Source organism: Streptomyces gelaticus, assembly GCF_014649535.1.
Taxonomy (GTDB): Bacteria; Actinomycetota; Actinomycetes; order Streptomycetales; family Streptomycetaceae; genus Streptomyces; species Streptomyces gelaticus.
On sequence record NZ_BMTF01000010.1, the window covers coordinates 23,025 to 38,109 of the forward strand.

12 protein-coding genes are annotated in these 15,085 nt (G+C 72.9%); 5 read left to right on the forward strand and 7 right to left on the reverse strand.

All coding sequences use genetic code 11. The features are described 5' to 3' along the window. The first annotated feature begins 19 nt into the window (after nt 1-19). Entirely contained in the window at nt 20-556 is a 537-nt protein-coding gene (locus tag IE107_RS16610) for a GNAT family N-acetyltransferase (RefSeq protein ID WP_189544555.1), read from the forward strand. Here the strand turns inward: IE107_RS16610 and IE107_RS16615 are convergent. Further along, the gene (locus IE107_RS16615; RefSeq protein ID WP_189544556.1) at nt 544-1,260 is read right to left on the reverse strand and encodes a cupin domain-containing protein; all 717 of its coding nucleotides are present in this window, start codon (nt 1,258-1,260) and stop codon (nt 544-546) included. The two genes, IE107_RS16610 and IE107_RS16615, sit on opposite strands and share 13 nt — an antisense overlap. A gap of 202 nt (nt 1,261-1,462) precedes the next feature. Between IE107_RS16615 and IE107_RS16620 the strand changes: the two genes are divergently transcribed. Further along, nucleotides 1,463-2,551 carry a WD40/YVTN/BNR-like repeat-containing protein gene (locus tag IE107_RS16620; RefSeq protein ID WP_189544557.1) on the forward strand — a complete coding sequence of 363 codons (1,089 nt, stop codon included), beginning with the start codon at nt 1,463-1,465 and terminating at the stop codon, nt 2,549-2,551. 175 nt (nt 2,552-2,726) lie between these two features. Then, complete coding sequence (locus tag IE107_RS16625; protein ID WP_229866995.1) at nt 2,727-5,564, forward strand: alpha/beta hydrolase; 2,838 nt, start codon at nt 2,727-2,729, stop codon at nt 5,562-5,564. A gap of 100 nt (nt 5,565-5,664) precedes the next feature. Here IE107_RS16625 and IE107_RS16630 read toward each other — a convergent pair whose 3' ends face one another. Further along, entirely contained in the window at nt 5,665-6,342 is a 678-nt protein-coding gene (locus IE107_RS16630; protein WP_189544558.1) for a uracil-DNA glycosylase, read from the reverse strand. A 167-nt stretch (nt 6,343-6,509) separates the two neighbouring features. On the opposite strand from IE107_RS16630, the gene IE107_RS16635 reads away from it, so the two are divergent. Together IE107_RS16635 and IE107_RS16640 are read left to right on the forward strand one after the other, a co-directional pair. Continuing rightward, a complete protein-coding gene (locus IE107_RS16635; RefSeq protein WP_189544706.1) occupies nt 6,510-7,544 on the forward strand; it encodes an N-acetylglucosamine kinase in 1,035 nt (344 codons plus the stop codon). A 119-nt stretch (nt 7,545-7,663) separates the two neighbouring features. Next, entirely contained in the window at nt 7,664-8,587 is a 924-nt protein-coding gene (locus IE107_RS16640; RefSeq protein ID WP_189544559.1) for a sirohydrochlorin chelatase, read from the forward strand. A gap of 99 nt (nt 8,588-8,686) precedes the next feature. On the opposite strand, the gene IE107_RS16645 is transcribed toward IE107_RS16640, so the two are convergent. From IE107_RS16645 to IE107_RS16665, 5 genes are all read right to left on the reverse strand, one after another. Beyond that, a complete protein-coding gene (locus tag IE107_RS16645; RefSeq protein ID WP_189544707.1) occupies nt 8,687-9,754 on the reverse strand; it encodes a lactonase family protein in 1,068 nt (355 codons plus the stop codon). A 154-nt stretch (nt 9,755-9,908) separates the two neighbouring features. Further along, nucleotides 9,909-11,414: an FUSC family protein gene (locus IE107_RS16650; protein ID WP_189544560.1), complete on the reverse strand. Its 1,506-nt coding sequence runs from the start codon at nt 11,412-11,414 to the stop codon at nt 9,909-9,911. A gap of 245 nt (nt 11,415-11,659) precedes the next feature. Continuing rightward, entirely contained in the window at nt 11,660-12,814 is a 1,155-nt protein-coding gene (locus IE107_RS16655; RefSeq protein ID WP_189544561.1) for a glycosyltransferase family 4 protein, read from the reverse strand. A 268-nt stretch (nt 12,815-13,082) separates the two neighbouring features. After that, nucleotides 13,083-13,754, reverse strand: a complete 672-nt coding sequence (locus tag IE107_RS16660) for a response regulator (protein WP_189544562.1) — start codon at nt 13,752-13,754, stop codon at nt 13,083-13,085. Continuing rightward, nucleotides 13,751-15,085 (reverse strand): sensor histidine kinase, encoded by a 1,335-nt coding sequence (locus IE107_RS16665; RefSeq protein WP_189544708.1) that lies wholly within the window; start codon nt 15,083-15,085, stop codon nt 13,751-13,753. The genes IE107_RS16660 and IE107_RS16665 overlap by 4 nt, the downstream gene beginning before the upstream one ends.

Genomic DNA, 15,085 nt, shown 5'->3' on the forward strand with positions numbered 1-15,085 from the left:
CTGCGTAACGTCGTCGGCCATGACGACCCTTGCTCTGCGTACCGCTCGACTGTGTCTGGATCCGTACACACCCGCCGACGAGGAGGACTTCGTCGCGCTGTTCCAGGACACCCGGGTCTCCCGCTGGATGGGGGAAGGGCCGCAGACCGAGGCCGAGGACCGCGCGCTGTTCGGACGGATCTTCAGCAAGGTGTACGCACAGGACCTGTTCGACGTCTGGGCGATCCGGCACGAGGGCCGGTTCGTCGGCCATGCGGAGATCAAGCCGTCCCCGGAGGCGGGCGGCCACGAGATCGTCTACGCACTGGCCGCCACCGCGTGGGGGCAGGGGTTCGGCACCGAGATCGCGCAGACGCTGACCGGGTACGGGTTCGACACGCTCGGGCTCACCGAGGTGCATGCCACGGTGGCGGCCGAGAACACCGGGTCGCTGGCGCTGCTGGACCGGATCGGCTTCCGGCATGTCCGGAACATCACGGAGGACGACGGCAGCACGACCCTGCTCCTGACCTGCTCCCTCGCGTCCGAAGCCGCCGGAGCCGGTCAGCCCCGATAGACGTCCAGACGGCCGCACATGCCGAACTTTCCGTATGCGGAGGGCTGTTCGGCGTGGACGCAGGCGTCGGCGAGATGGCCGCCGTCACCGCGCGCCACGGCGTCGAGCTGCTCGCCGGTCGCCTCGGATGCCGCGGCGGCCCCGCGCTGCCAGCGTTCACGCCAGTCCTCGGCCCTCGGCCGTACGAGTGCGGTCGCGGCCCGGTGGAATGCGGCGAGCGGCTCGGGGTCGCCCGCCTCGGCGGCCCGGCGCAGGGCGAGAAATCCTTCGACGGCGAGATCGCGGCGGGCGCGCGCGGCCCGTTCCTGCTCCGCCTCGGAGCCGTCGGCGGGCAGGGCGACCGCCGCCCGGTAGGCGTCCGGGTCCGCCAGGCGGTCCGGCGGCAGGGTGAGTACGGCGTCGCCCGCCTCCGGCAGCCCGCTGTTCTCCATGAGCACGACGATGCGCAGCCCGTCCTCGTTGACGAGCCGGTGGATCGTGCCTGGCGTGAACCACACCAGCGCACCCGGTGCCAGCGGCGTCTGCCGGAATCCCGACGCGGTGAGGGTCTGCACCGAGCCCGCGCCGCCGACCACCACGTACCCCTCGGAACAGGTGAGGTGGAGATGGGGCGTCCCGCCGCGCAGACCGTCCGCGGCGGGCCAGTCGTACACCCGCAGATGGGACACGGCGACGGCGCCGGGCAGCCCTTCGAAGGTCGGCACAGCTGCTCCTCGGTCTCTCTGCCGTGAGGTCCGCATGTGGTGCACGCACTCCGGCAAGCGCTTTCTAATTGTCGTGCACCGTACCCCCGCCGGCCTCGATGCAACAGGGCCCGAGGCAGGGCGGCTGCTTTGCGGGCCACTGTCAGTGGTCGGGTGCAGACTGGCCTTTATCCGACACAACGGCGTTTCGGGAGGTTCGGTCATGACCGACGTACTGCTCACCGTGGGCACCCGCAAGGGACTCTTCATCGGCCGCAGGCGCGGTGGTGCGTGGGAGTTCGACGGCCCGCATTTCAATGCCCAGGCGATCTATTCGATCGCCATCGACACCCGCGGGCAGGTCCCACGGCTCCTGGTCGGCGGCGACAGCGCGCACTGGGGCCCGTCGGTCTTCCGCTCGGACGACCTGGGCATGACCTGGGGCGAACCACGACAACCGGCCGTGAAGTTCCCCCGGTTCACCGGGGCCTCGCTGGAGCGGGTCTGGCAGCTGCATCCGGCCGGCCCCGAGGCGCCCGATGTGGTGTACGCGGGGACCGAGCCCGCCGCGCTGTTCCGTTCCGAGGACGGCGGGGAGTCCTTCGAGCTGGTCCGCCCGCTGTGGGAGCATCCCACGCGTTCGAGGTGGGAGCCCGGCGGGGGCGGTGAGGGGCTGCACACCATCCTGACGGACCCGAGGGACGCCCGCGCCGTGACCGTCGCGGTCTCCACGGCCGGGGTGTTCCGCACGAAGGACGGCGGGGCGAGCTGGGCCCCGTCGAACAAGGGGGTGTCCGCGGTCTTCCTCCCCGACCCGGAGCCGGAGTTCGGTCAGTGCGTCCACAAGGTGGCGAGGGACGCGGTCGATCCCGACCGGCTCTATCTCCAGAACCACTGGGGAGTGTTCCGGAGCGACGACTCCGGGGACAACTGGACCGACATCGGGCACGGCCTGCCGTCGGACTTCGGTTTCGCCGCGGCCGCACACCCGCACCGCGCGGACACCGCGTACATCTTCCCGATCAACGCCGACACCGACCGGGTGCCCGCCGAACACCGCTGCCGGGTGTTCCGCACCGGCGACGCGGGCAGCACCTGGGAGCCGCTGTCGGCGGGCCTGCCCGAGGAGACGCACTACGGCACGGTGCTGCGCGACGCGCTCTGCACGGACGACGCCGATCCGGCGGGCGTCTACTTCGGCAACCGCAACGGCGAGGTGTACGCGAGCGCGGACGACGGGGACAGCTGGCGGCAGCTCGCCTCGCACCTTCCGGACGTCCTGTGCGTGCGGGCGGCGGTGATCGACGCCTGACCCGACCGTCGGCCGACATCCCGCCCTGGCGCGATCCGGCCGTTCATCGGACCAACTCGCTTCTCCGAAGCATCAGTTCCGCGCCATATGACGCGGCATGAGGCAACCCCTGGGCTTCACTCTCCGTCCTCCGGGAGCGGGGGCCCGGATGTCTCCGGGGAGTTCGAGAAGGCCGATGACCAGGAGGACCACCTTGTTCCGTGTCTCGCGCACGGTTACCGCCGCGCTGGCGGTACTCACCCTGACCGTGGGATGGCCGGAGTCGGCGCGCGCGTCGCCGCAACCGGCGCACACGCAGCGTTCCATCGAATCCATACCCTCCGCAGCGCCCTCCGCGCCGCGGGAAGACCCCGACGGACGGCTGCCGGCGGGCTGGCGGATCACCGGTACGGGAGCCGGGAAGCAGCTCGTCTGGGCCTCGCCCGACCCGGTGCCCATGGGCGATGCCCGGGTCGAGTTCTATGCCGGGGACAGGCTCCTGGGCCGGCCGGTGGCCACCCGGGACCGCCGGGCGTTCCGGCTGAGGCTCGACGGCGCGCGCATCGGGCGGTCGACGAGCCTCAAGGTACTGGCGGGCGGGCGCCGTCTCGACGCGTCCGGAGCCCGGCGGGCCCCGGACGCCCGCAGGGCCACCGGGGCTGCGCAGCCGGCGGCGCCCCTTCCGGCGAACCCGGTCGACCCCGGCGTACCGGGCAAGTACCGGACCGTCAGCGGTGAGTACGCCCTGAAGTCGGTGCGGCTGCCCGGATTCGCCGCCCCGGTGGAGATGCGCGCCGCGGTGGTGTCTCCGGTCGGCGCCCCGGGACGGCGGCCGCTCGCGCTGTTCCTGCACGGCCGGCACTACACGTGCTTCAACTCCGAGGGCGAGCAGGGGGTCTCCTGGCCCTGCGAGGCGGGCATGCAGCCGGTGCCGAGCCATCGGGGCTATCTGCGCGACCAGAAGCTCCTGGCCTCCCAGGGCTATGTCACGGTGTCCATCTCGGCCAACGGGATCAACGGGCAGGACGACATCGCCGACGACGGTGGCGCCCAGGCCCGCTCGTCCCTGGTGCGGCTGCACCTCGCCCGTTGGGCGGACTGGGCCCGCGACCGGGCCGGGGCGCCCTCGGCCGTGCGCGCCGCACCGCCGGCCGACATGTCCGAGGTGCTGCTCGTCGGTCACTCCCGGGGCGGAGAGGGCGTCAACCGGGCCGCGCTCGACAGCCTCTACCGGCCGCCCGCGGACCAGGACGGCTACCGGGGCCCGGTGCGCTGGCGGATACGCGGCACTGTCCTGATCGGTCCCACCATCTTCGGGCAGAACCCCGTTCCCGATGTGCCGTCCATGACCATCCTGCCGGGCTGCGACGGCGATGTGTCCGACCTACAGGGCCAGCTCTATGCCGACGGCACCCGCGGCATCAGCCGGGGTGCCGCGCTGCACAGCGCGGTCTACATGGTCGGCGCCAACCACAACTTCTTCAACAGCGAGTGGACACCGGGGCAGGCGAAGGCGCCCGCAGACGACGACTTCTGGGCCGGCGACACCCCGGACCCGGTGTGCACGCCGGGCAAGAAGACCCGGCTCACCGCCACTCGGCAGCAGGCCGCCGGGGCCACGTACATCGCTGCGGCGGCCCGGCTGTTCGTCGCGGGTGACGACCGCGTACGGCCGCTGCTGGACGGCTCGGACCGGCGCGCGCCCTCGGCCGGCCCGGTACGCGTACTCACCCACGCGGTCGGCGGGAAGCGTACGCCCGCGTTCCTGCCGGACAGCTCGGTGGCCGTGAGCGGCGGCCGGGTGTGCGCGCAGGTCGATCCCGATCCGGGCCGCGCCTGCCTGCCGCCCGAAGGGACCGCCGTCTCCCCGCACTTCGCCATGTGGGACACCCCTCGGGAGCCCGGCCGCCACGCGGTGGCGATGCGCTGGTCCAAGCCGGGCACCGCGGTGAAGATCCGTCCCGCCCGTCCGGTCTCCGTGGCGGGTTCCGAGTCGCTGGCACTCCGGGTGATCGTGCCGCCCAACACCGGCGGCACCCGACTGGACGTCGCTCTCACCGACACCGGGGGCCGACGGGTGACGCTCGGCGGGGCCCGGATCGACGGACTGCCGGGCAGCGACCGGACCGCGTCCTACTGGGGCCGCGAGATCCGGGTGCCGCTCTCCGCCGCCGTACGGAGCAAGGTGGATCTGAAGCGGGTGAAGACCCTGGAACTGACTCCACGCAGCACGTCGGGGCAGGCCTGGCTGATCGACGCATGGGGCTGGCGCCCGGGTACGCCCCCGGTCCGGGCGGCCTCGCTGCCACGGGTGGACATCGGCCGACTGACGGTCGAGGAAGGCGACTTCGGGGTACGGAGCTATCGCATCCCGGTGCGGGTCTCCGGGCACGGCAGCGGACGGGTCCGGCTGTTCGTCGCCGAGCCGGGCACGGACAGGGCCACCTACCGTACGGTGACGGTGCGTCCGGGCAGCCATGAACTCGATGTGCCGGTCGACGTGCGGGGCAACACCCGCTTCGGCTACGACATCACGCACAGTGTGTTCGTCAAGGCGGTTCGCGGCGCGGTCGTCGGCTCCCACCTCGGCGGTCTGACCGTGAAGAACGACGATCCGATGCCCACGGTCGAGGTGAAGCCGGTCGCGGACCATGTCACCGAGGGGCAGAGCCTGCGCTGGCGGATCACGCTCTCGGAGGCCGCCGATGTCGACATGGACTCCGTCGGTTTCGACATCCTGCCGGTCGGACAGGGGACGGAGCTGTCCACCCTGGACGTCGACGGGGCGTGGCTGCGGGACACGTTCGGAGAGCCGCCGAACCCGGCCCGGCCGCTGTCCAAGGTGGTGGAGACGCCGTATCTGCCGGTCAGCGTGCCCGCCGGTGAGGTGAGCACCGAGGTGACCGTGCCCACGGTCGCAGACAGACTGAAGGAGCCGGAGGAGTCCCTGCGGTTGCGGATGATCACCTACGACGGCTCCTGGGAGCCGCAGGAGGGACCGGTCTTCACCGGAACGGTGCGCGACGCGTCCTGATCCGGGACACGCGGCACCGTCCAAGGACGTGGCACCGGCCCCGTGGAGGAGCCGGTGCCACTTCGGGACCGACGAGGTGTGTACGGCCCGGACCGCCGCGCTACGGCAGCCGCCAGTCGACTTCCTGAGCCCCCTGGCGCAGCAGGAGTTCATTGGTGCGGCTGAACGGGCGCGAGCCGAAGAAGCCGCGGTCCGCCGACATGGGCGAGGGGTGCGCGGACTCGATCGCCGGGAAGTCGTCGAGGAACGGCCGCAGGTTGCGGGCGTCGCGCCCCCACAGCACGGACACCAGCGGCTTGCCGCGTGCGGCCAGGGCCCGGATGGCCTGTTCGGTCACTTCCTCCCAGCCCTTGCCGCGGTGCGCGCCGGGTTTGCGGGGCGCCGTGGTGAGTGCCCTGTTCAGCAGCAGTACGCCCTGTCGCGTCCAAGGCGTCAGATCGCCGTTCGACGGACGCGGAAGTCCCAGATCCGTGTGGAGTTCCCGGAAGATGTTCTCCAGGCTGCCGGGTACCCGGGACACTTCGGGGGCCACGGAGAAGCTCAGCCCCATCGCCATCCCGGGTGTCGGATAGGGGTCCTGACCGACGATCAGGACGCGTACGTCGTCGAAGGGCTGCTGGAACGCGCGCAGAACGTTCGCCCCGGCCGGCAGATAGGTGCGGCCTGCCGCCACCTCCGCGCGCAGGAAATCGCCCATCTGCGCGATACGTCCGGCGACGGGGGCGAGTGCTTCGGCCCAGCCGGGCTCGACTACTTCATTCAACGGTCGTGGTGCCACGGAACGTCACTCTACCGGCGTACACGAACCGCCTCGGACCCCGAACTCGCACTCCCCCGAACTGGACCGGAGGTACTGGGGATAGGCTGCCGCCGTTCCTTCCCCTTCCTTCCTGGAGTCGGCCCTTGAGCGCATCGCGGCGAACGTCTCAGAGCCCTGCCGCCGGAGTGCGCGCGGACGGAGCGGCGGCCGCGTCGGGGCCGTACGTGCTCGGCGTCGACTCGGGTGGTTCGGGGCTGCGCGTGGCGCTGGGCGCCGTCGGCCTGTCGGCCCCGGTGGCGACGACGGTCTGCGCCGGTCCGGTGCGCACCGGACCGGCCGGGATCGACGCGGGCCATCTGCTGGAACAGCTGCTGCCCGCCACCCGTCGGCTGCTGGAGCGGTGCGGCGGCCAGGACGGCTCCGGGATCGACGCAGTGGCGATCGGCGCCGCGGGCATGGCGACGCTCGGCGGACAGCTGCGCGCGGAGCTCCCGTCGGCCCTGGAGGATGCGCTCGGGGTGCGGCGGCTGGCGCTGGCCGCCGACGCGGTGACCGCGTACGCCGGGGCGCTCGGTCAGCGCCCGGGGGCGGTCGTCGCGGCGGGCACGGGCATGATCGCGCTGGGTACGGACCTGACGGGCTGGCGGCGCGCCGACGGCTGGGGCCATCTGCTGGGCGACAGCGGCGGCGGGGCCTGGATCGGCCGGGCCGGGCTGGACGCGGCCATGCGCGCCCATGACGGCCGGCGCGGCGGATCCGCCGCGCTGCTGTCCCGGCTGGAGGCGGTGTTCGGGCCGGCGCCGGAGCTGCCCGGGCTGCTCTATCCGCGCGCCGACCGGCCTGCCGTGCTCGCCTCGTTCGCACCCGAGGTCGCCGCGTGCGCCGGGCACGATCCGGTCGCCGCGGGGATTCTGCGCGAGGCCGCGGAACACATCGCGGGGGCGGCCGCGGCGGTGTGCCCGGAGGCGGGCGCCGATGGCGAGCCGTGCGAAGTGGGGCTGACGGGCGGCCTGTTCCGGATGGGCGATCCGCTGCTCGTGCCCTTGCGCGAGGAGTTGTCCCGGCAGGTACCGCAGGCACGGGCGGTCCCCGGTTCGGGTGATCCATTGACCGGCGCGCTGTCCATCGCCCGAGCGCTGGCGACCGGGGATCTGCGACTGCCCCGCCATCCGACGCTGCTCCGGGTGCCAGACGAAGGGCCTGAGCAGAGTCCCGAGTAGGCACCGGCAGAGCAGGACAGTCGACCAGTAAGCCACTCATCGGATAAAAGCGGACAGATAACGCCTGTCTGGGCCCTCCCCGAACAGAGCCGCACCGAAAACCAGTAGCATGCGGCGCCATGAGCACCCCCACTGGGCCCGCTTCCGGCCTGCCTGTACGAATGCCGCGACCTCGCCAGTCCGGACGGCACCGCCGCCCGGAGCCCGTGGTCGCACCCGAAGGCGCTGCCGCGCTCGTCCTCGCCGTTCCCGGTCCCCCCACTTCGGCCACCCGCAGTCTGGCCGAAGAGGTGATCAGCATCGCCCGTTCCGAGCTGCCCGGCCTCAACGCCCGGATCGGCTACCTCGACGGTGACGACGCCGAGTACCCCGCGCTCTCCGCCGTACTCACCCACTGCGCCGCCGAGCGCGTCGCGCGCTTCGAGCAGGCGCAGGCCGCGGGCCGTGAGGTCGCCGAGCCCGAGGGGCCGTCCGCCGTCGTCGTGCCGCTGCTCGCGGGGCCGGACAGCGCCCTGATCCGGCGGATACGGCAGGCCGTGATGGACAGCGGTACGCAGGTCGAGCTGACCGATGTGCTCGGCCCGCACCCGCTGCTCGCCGAGGCGCTGCACGTGCGGCTCTCGGAGGCCGGTCTGGCCCGCGCCGACCGGGCCAGGCTCTTCACGGTGGCCACGGCCGCCGACGGCATCGTGCTGGCCACGGTGGGCGGCAACGAGGCCGTACAGGCCGCGGGGATCACCGGCATGCTGCTGGCCGCCCGGCTCGCGGTCCCGGTGATGGCCGCGGCTCTCGACGTCGAGGGTTCCGTCGCGTCGGTCGCCGAGCAGCTCACCGGCTCCGGCTCGGCGCAGCTCGCGGTGGCCCCGTACCTCGTCGGTCCGGAGATGGCCGAGGGGCTGCTGGACGCAGCTGCGAAGGAGGCGGGCTGCGCGACGGCCGAGCCGCTCGGCGCGTACCCGGCGATCGGCAAGCTCGTGCTGTCGATGTACATGACGACGCTCGGCATCACGCCGGTCGCGCCGCAGGGTGCCCAGGCGCGCTGACCCGTCGCCGGGTGCGCCCGGCGGACCGTCGGTCCACGAACGCCGGACGGGCCCGGAGAACCGGGCCCGTCCGGCGTTCGCGCTGTGCGCGGAGTGAGGTCAGGCGAAGATCACGCAGGATGCGGCGGGGGCGTCGAGTGAGCCCGCGCGGCGCGGGACGCCGGTCTCCGGGTCGACGTCGAACCAGGTGACGTCGCCGGACCGCTCGTTGGCCGCGTACAGCCGTCGGCCGGTGGGGTCGAGTGCGAGATCGCGCGGCCAGTGCCCGCCGCAGTCCACGGTCGTGACCAGGGCCGGCTTCTCGCCGGTCGCGTCGAGTGCGAGAACCGAGATGCTGTCGTGCCCCCGGTTGGCGGTCCAGAGGAACCGGCCGTCGTGCGAGACCACGATCTCGGAGGGGTAGGTCGCCGCGTCGTCGTCCTGCGCTGCTGCCGGCAGCACGGGCGTCTCCCCGACCGGCTCCAGGACACCCGCGGCGGCGTTCCACCGGCACGTGGTGACGGTCGGTTCGAGTTCGTTGAGGACATAGGCGTGGCCGTCGGCGGGGTGGAAGGCCAGATGGCGCGGGCCCGTGCCCGGCCGCAGGGCCGTCTCGCCATGCAGCCGCAGCGCCCCGGTCGTGGTGTCGAGTGCGCAGATCCGTACGGAGTCGGTCCCGAGGTCCACGCTGAGCACCCAGTTCCCCGACGGGTCGGGCAGCACCTGGTGGGCGTGCGGGGCCCGCTGCCGGTCGGCGTCGGGACCGCTGCCCTCGTGCTGGAGCACGGAGGCGACCGGGCCGAGGGAACCGTCCGGCCGCACGGGCAGCACGCTGACGCTGCCCGTGTCGTAGTTGGCGGTGAGCAGATGACCGCCCGCGAGCGCGAGATGGGTGGGGCCGCTGCCGTCCACCGGCCGGATCCCGTCGATGGGCCGCGGCACGCCGCCGGTTATGTCCAGGGCGGCTGCCGCGCCGTGCTCGGTCTCGCTGACCGCGTAGAGCGCGCCGCCACCCGGCCCCGGCCCGTGGCCCAGGGCGAGGTACGAGGGGTCGGGGACCGTGTCCGTGGAGCCGAGCGGGGTCAGCGCCCCGGTCCCGTCGTCCACGGCGGCGACGGTGATGCCCCGTCCGCCCGCCGAGGTGAACGACCCGATGAAAGCCCGCACCGCGCCGTCGTCACTGCCCACCGCACTGCCAGTCACCGCGTTTCCCCTCTCCGCCGACTGATCACGACGGTCCGTACCGTCGTGATCTTCCGGGCCGACGGTAGCAGTCACGCGTCAGGTCCGGACCAGTGCCTCGGCCGCCGGGTCCGCCCGGGAGGACACGTCCAAGGACCATTCACACGCCGATCAACGGCGAACGCGGGTCGCTGCGCAGCGGTGCGGCGAGTTCGGCCAGCGCCCGTTCCAGGCCGTGCAGATGGGCGAGCGCGGGCTCGGCCCCGGCCGTGTGCGGCACAACGTCCGGTACGCCCGCCCGATGCCGCGGGTCGGGGGCGGTCAGGGCCTCCACGGACGCCTCGACCCGCCAGCAGGCGGCGGTGAGGCGGGTGTCGTGGGATGCCTCCGGGTCCGCCGCGACGGAGGCCAGTCCGCGTACCTCGCGTGCGCAGTCGTCCAGCAGGGCGAGGACCTGACCGGCACGGACCCTGCGGGCGCGCAGCGGGCTGAGCGGGTGCACGAGCGGGGCCAGCGACATCCGGACCCGGCCGAGCAGTGCCTCCAGTTCGGCGATCCGGGGTGCGGGATCGGCGGTCGGCGATCCCGAGAGCCGTGCGGCTGCTTCCGCGGTGCAGGCGTGCACACAGCGCAGGGCCCGCTGGATCCACGCGTCGGTCGTGGCGTGCGTGGTGACCGGCAGGACGAGCAGCACCGCGAGCATCGCGCCGAGCGCGCCCGCGCCGGTCTCCGTCACACGCAGCACCAGCAGGGCGGGGTCCAGCACGCCGAGGAGTCCGTAGAGCGCCCCGGCCATCACCGTCACGGAGAGCACCATCCAGGTGTAGGAGACAGCGGCGGTGTAGAAGATCCCGAAGACACCGGCCGCGACCACGACCGCGGTGGGCACGGGCGCCCCGTGCAGCGGTACGACGACGGCCAGGCCGATGGGCACGCCGGCCAGTGTTCCCAGCACTCTGCGGAAGCCGCGCACCAGTGTCTCGCCGCGCGAGGCGGTGTTCACGAAGACCCACCACGTGGCGCCCACGGCCCAGTACCAGCGTTCCTCGGAGAGGACGAGTCCGGCCATCAGAGCGAGGGCGGCGCCCGCGATGGCCTGGACCGCCTGGCGCGTGGTCGCCCGGCCGAGCCCGGTGCCGGTCACCGGGGCGGGGACGACGGGGGCGGGCCGCCGCCGCTCGTAGCACCACAGGCCGAAGCGGACGGTCGACGAGAGGAGCAGGGAGAGGGCGACCGCCGAGTACAGCTCGGGCAGTTGACCGGGCAGGGTGTGGAGGAACTGCGTGGTGAAGAAGGCCATGAACGCGAACACGCCGAGCGAGTGGCCGCGCGGCCCCCATCGCCGGGCGTACACGCCCGCGCCGATGACCGCGAGAAAGGCCAGGTCCCGGGCGACCGGGTGGTCGTGCAGCCCCGCGCCGAGGGCCAGTACGGGGAAGCCGGCGACGGGCAGCAGGGCCGTGGTGATCGCCTGCCCCCGCACCGTGGTGTCCAGCACGGTGAACAGGGCCAGCAGTGCGGCGAGGCCGCCGGTGACGGCCGCGACGAGGGAGTGTCCGGCCAGTCCGCACACCGCGACGGCCAGTCCGATACCGAGGACGGCCCGGAGACTGCTGCGCAGCCTCGTCCGGCCCGGGTCCGGGGCAACGAACATCCTCTTCAGCACCACTTGCTCCCGCTTCCGCACGCCGGCCCGGTACGCCGGCTCCGTACACCGGCATGAAAAAGGCGCCGCGGAGATCCGCAGCGCCATCGACGGGTACATCACAGCATCCTTGCAACCCATGGCTCAACTCGGACAGCTGTCAGTGAGCCATTGGTACAGCAAATCTCGACTCTGCTGCACCATGAGTAGGCCAACGGACCGGCGGCGCACCGGCCTGTGGCCGGTGGCCGTGCCGCGGCGGCTGCCTACTCCTCTCCCGGCAGGGGCACCGGCAGCTGCTCCACGGGAGTCAGAAGCTCTGTCAGGTGCCGGGCCGAGGCGTCCCAGGACCAGGACTCCCGGACCCATTCACGGCCCGCGGCGCCCATCGCCGCCCGGTCGGGGTCGAGAAGAATCCCGGTCAGCGCCTCGGCGACGGCGCCGGGGTCGGTGCCGTCCACGACCCGGCCGGTCCTGCCGTCGAGGACGGTGTCCGGAGCGCCGCCCGAGTCGCCGACGACCACCGGCAGACCGCTCGCCGCCGCCTCCAGGAACACGATCCCGAGCCCCTCCGCCTCCAGCCCCGCCCGCCGGGTGCGGCACGGCATCGCGAAGACGTCCGCCGCGGCGTAGTAGGGCGGTGTGTCGGCGTGCGAGACGCCGCCCGCGAAGCGGACCGCCCCCTCCGCGTGCCGCGCCGCCAGCTTGCGCAGCCGGGCCTCGTCGGGGCCCTTGCCGACCACGAGCAGCACGGCGTCGGGCACCTTGTCCCGGATCAGCGGCAGGGCCCGGATGAGGGTGTCCTGGCCCTTGCGGGGGACGAGCCTGGCCACGCACAGGATGACCCGCTCGCCGTGCAGCCCGAGTTCGGTGCGCGGGTCGGGTCCGGCGCCGGCGCGGGGCCGGTACACCTCGGGGTCGACGCCGGGGACCAGCCGGCTCATGCGCGCCCGCGGGCCGAGCGCGGGCTCGATCCGGGCGCGGGTGTACTGGCCCAGGTAGGTGACCACGTCGACGCCGCCGCCTATCCGGCGCATGAGCCCGCGCACGCCGGGCGTTCTCGCCCACCAGATCTCGTGGCCGTGCGTGGTCGCCACGATGCGCCGGACGCCGCTGCGCCGCAGGGCCGGCGCCATCAGGGCCAGCGGTGCGGCGGCGCCGAACCAGACCCGGTCGCAGCCGTGGGCCCGCGCGATCTCGACGGCCCTGCGGGTCACCCGGCCGGTCGGCAGCAGCATGCGGCTCGGATCCCGTACGACGGGGAACGGCAGGCCCGCGTCGTAGGCGGTGTCACCGGGCTCGTGCGAGGTGTAGACGACCACGTCGTCGTCGGGGACCCGGGTGGCCATCGCGTGCACAAAGGTCTCGATGCCGCCCTGGCGGGGCGGGAAGTCATTGGTGATGACAAGGGTGGAGCCCATGGACTTTTCGGTTCCTTCGGTTGGTCGGAATCGGCCGGACCGCCGGGAGAGGGCAGCCGGATGCCCGGTCGCGGGCACGGCGGCTCGCCGAGCGGTCCTGCGCCGTCCGGTCGGTGTGTCGGTTCTGTCGGTGTGTCGGTTCCGTACGTGCCGGAGCCGCGCCGCGCCCGCCGTTTCCGGTCGTGCGGGAGCCGAGGGCGGGTGCGAACGGGGTGTACGGGGCGTTACGTGGGTGCGGACGCGGTGTCGCGCGGGTGACGGGGCCGGATCAGTAGCCGGTCGGGCGCACCAGGCCCGTCTCGTAGGCGTGGACCGCGGCCTGGGTGCGATCGCGCAGTCCTAGTTTGGACAGGATCCGGCCCACATGGGACTTGACGGTCTGCTCGGCGACCACCAGACATGCGGCGATCTCGGTGTTGGACAGGCCCTGCGCGATCAGGGCCAGCACCTCGGTCTCACGCTCCGTCAGTTCGCCGGTGCGGGCCTTCAGCTGGGCGCGCGGAGCGGCGCTCACCCGGGCGAACTCGGCGATCAGCCTCTTGGTGATGTTCGGCGCGAGCAGGGCCTCGCCCTTCGCCACCACCCGTACCGCATGGGCGAGTTCTTCGGCCGAGGCGTCCTTCAGGAGGAACCCGGACGCGCCCGCACGCAGCGCCTCGTAGACGTACTCGTCGAGATCGAAGGTGGTCAGGACGAGCACCCTGACGGTGGCGCCCTCTCCCTCGGTGACGGCGCGGGTCGCCTCGATGCCGCCGAGCCGGGGCATACGGATGTCCATCAGGACGACGTCCGGGTCGAGTTCGGCCACCTTCTCCACGGCGTCCGCACCGTCCACCGCCTGGCCGACGACCTCGATGCCGGGTTCGGCGTTCAGCAGAACCGTGAAGCCCTGCCGGACCATCATCTGGTCGTCGGCGATCAGAACGCGGATAGCCGTCATCGGATGTCCTCGGCAGGGTCGGCGGGAACGGCGGGGCCCGTCGGCTCCGCGAGGGGCGGTGCGGGCAGTATCGCAGTGACTTCGTACCCGCCGTCAGGAGTTGCTCCGGTGGCCAGTTCGCCTCCCAGCATCGCGGTGCGCTCACGCATGCCGAGCAGGCCGTGGCCGGGGCCCGGGGTGGGCGGGGCGGCCCGTTCCGGCGCGGTGTTGGTGATCCGCACGGTGACCCCGGACTCATGGTGGCGGATCTCCACCCGCACCCGCGCGCCCGGCGCGTGCCGCATCGCGTTGCTGAGTGCCTCCTGCACGATGCGGAACGCCGACAACTCGACGCCCGGCGACAGCGGACGCGGCTCCCCGGTGGTCTCGGCGGTGACCGTGAGTCCGGCGCCGCGCGCGTTGCCGATCAGCTCGTCCAGCCGTGCCAGGGTGGGCTGCGGGGCGTGCCGCGCGGCCTGCGGCAAGGGGTCCTCGGAGCGCAGTACGCCGAGCACCCGGCGCAGTTCGGTGAGCGCTTCGACCGCGTTCCTGCGGATGCCCTCGACGTTCTCCCTCAGCTCCTCGGACGGGTTCTCGACCAGGTGCGGGACGACCTGTGCCTGGATGGAGATGACCGACATGTGGTGGGCGACCACGTCGTGCAGCTCGCGTGCGATGCGATTGCGCTCCTCCAGCAGGGTCCGTCTGGCGCGCTCCTCGGCGGTGAGCTCCTCCTGCTCGACCAGTCGGGTACGGGCCACCGCGAGGCCGCGCAGCGCGATGCCCATCGCCACCGTGATCACGAGGACGCCGAGGGCGAGGCGGATGTCATTGGCGCTGCGCCAGGGGGTGCTCGCTCCACAGAGGAGCCCCGCCAGCACGGAGATCGTCAGGGTCTCGGCGGCGATCCGGGGGCGCAGCCGCAGCGCGAGCAGGAACAGCACCCCGGCCTGCATCGCGATCCCGGCCCCGCTCCAGGGGAACGCGCCGTCCCACGGGAACCGTGTCCCGAAGCCGACGTTCGCGGCGAACGGGGTGACCAGCACCATGACGAGCATCGACGCCCACCAGGCCTGGAGCGGGCGGTACAGGGCGACGACGATCGCCACCGACTGGACCCCGGCGAGCAGGATGCCGAGCTGGATGCCCATCCCGAAGTCGAAGGCGTACTGGTTGCTGCCCGTGATGAGCACCCCCACCGCGAACATCACCAGCGGCACCATGATCACCGGCCGCCACTCCAGCCAACGCGGCTTCCCCGAGAGCCCGTTCGGGTCGACCGCCATGGTCGCAAGATCCTCGCGCAGGGTACGGGGCAGTGCCCGCAGTACCCGCGCCGCACGCTTCACCAT

Coding starts and splice junctions, on each gene's coding strand:
- IE107_RS16655 (WP_189544561.1), bottom strand. CDS start 12,814: ATGGGCTCCACCCTTGTCATCACCAATGACTTCCCGCCCCGCCAGGGC.
- IE107_RS16665 (WP_189544708.1), bottom strand. CDS start 15,085: ATGGTGAAGCGTGCGGCGCGGGTACTGCGGGCACTGCCCCGTACCCTG.
- IE107_RS16620 (WP_189544557.1), top strand. CDS start 1,463: ATGACCGACGTACTGCTCACCGTGGGCACCCGCAAGGGACTCTTCATC.
- IE107_RS16640 (WP_189544559.1), top strand. CDS start 7,664: ATGAGCACCCCCACTGGGCCCGCTTCCGGCCTGCCTGTACGAATGCCG.
- IE107_RS16610 (WP_189544555.1), top strand. CDS start 20: ATGACGACCCTTGCTCTGCGTACCGCTCGACTGTGTCTGGATCCGTAC.
- IE107_RS16625 (WP_229866995.1), top strand. CDS start 2,727: ATGACCAGGAGGACCACCTTGTTCCGTGTCTCGCGCACGGTTACCGCC.
- IE107_RS16660 (WP_189544562.1), bottom strand. CDS start 13,754: ATGACGGCTATCCGCGTTCTGATCGCCGACGACCAGATGATGGTCCGG.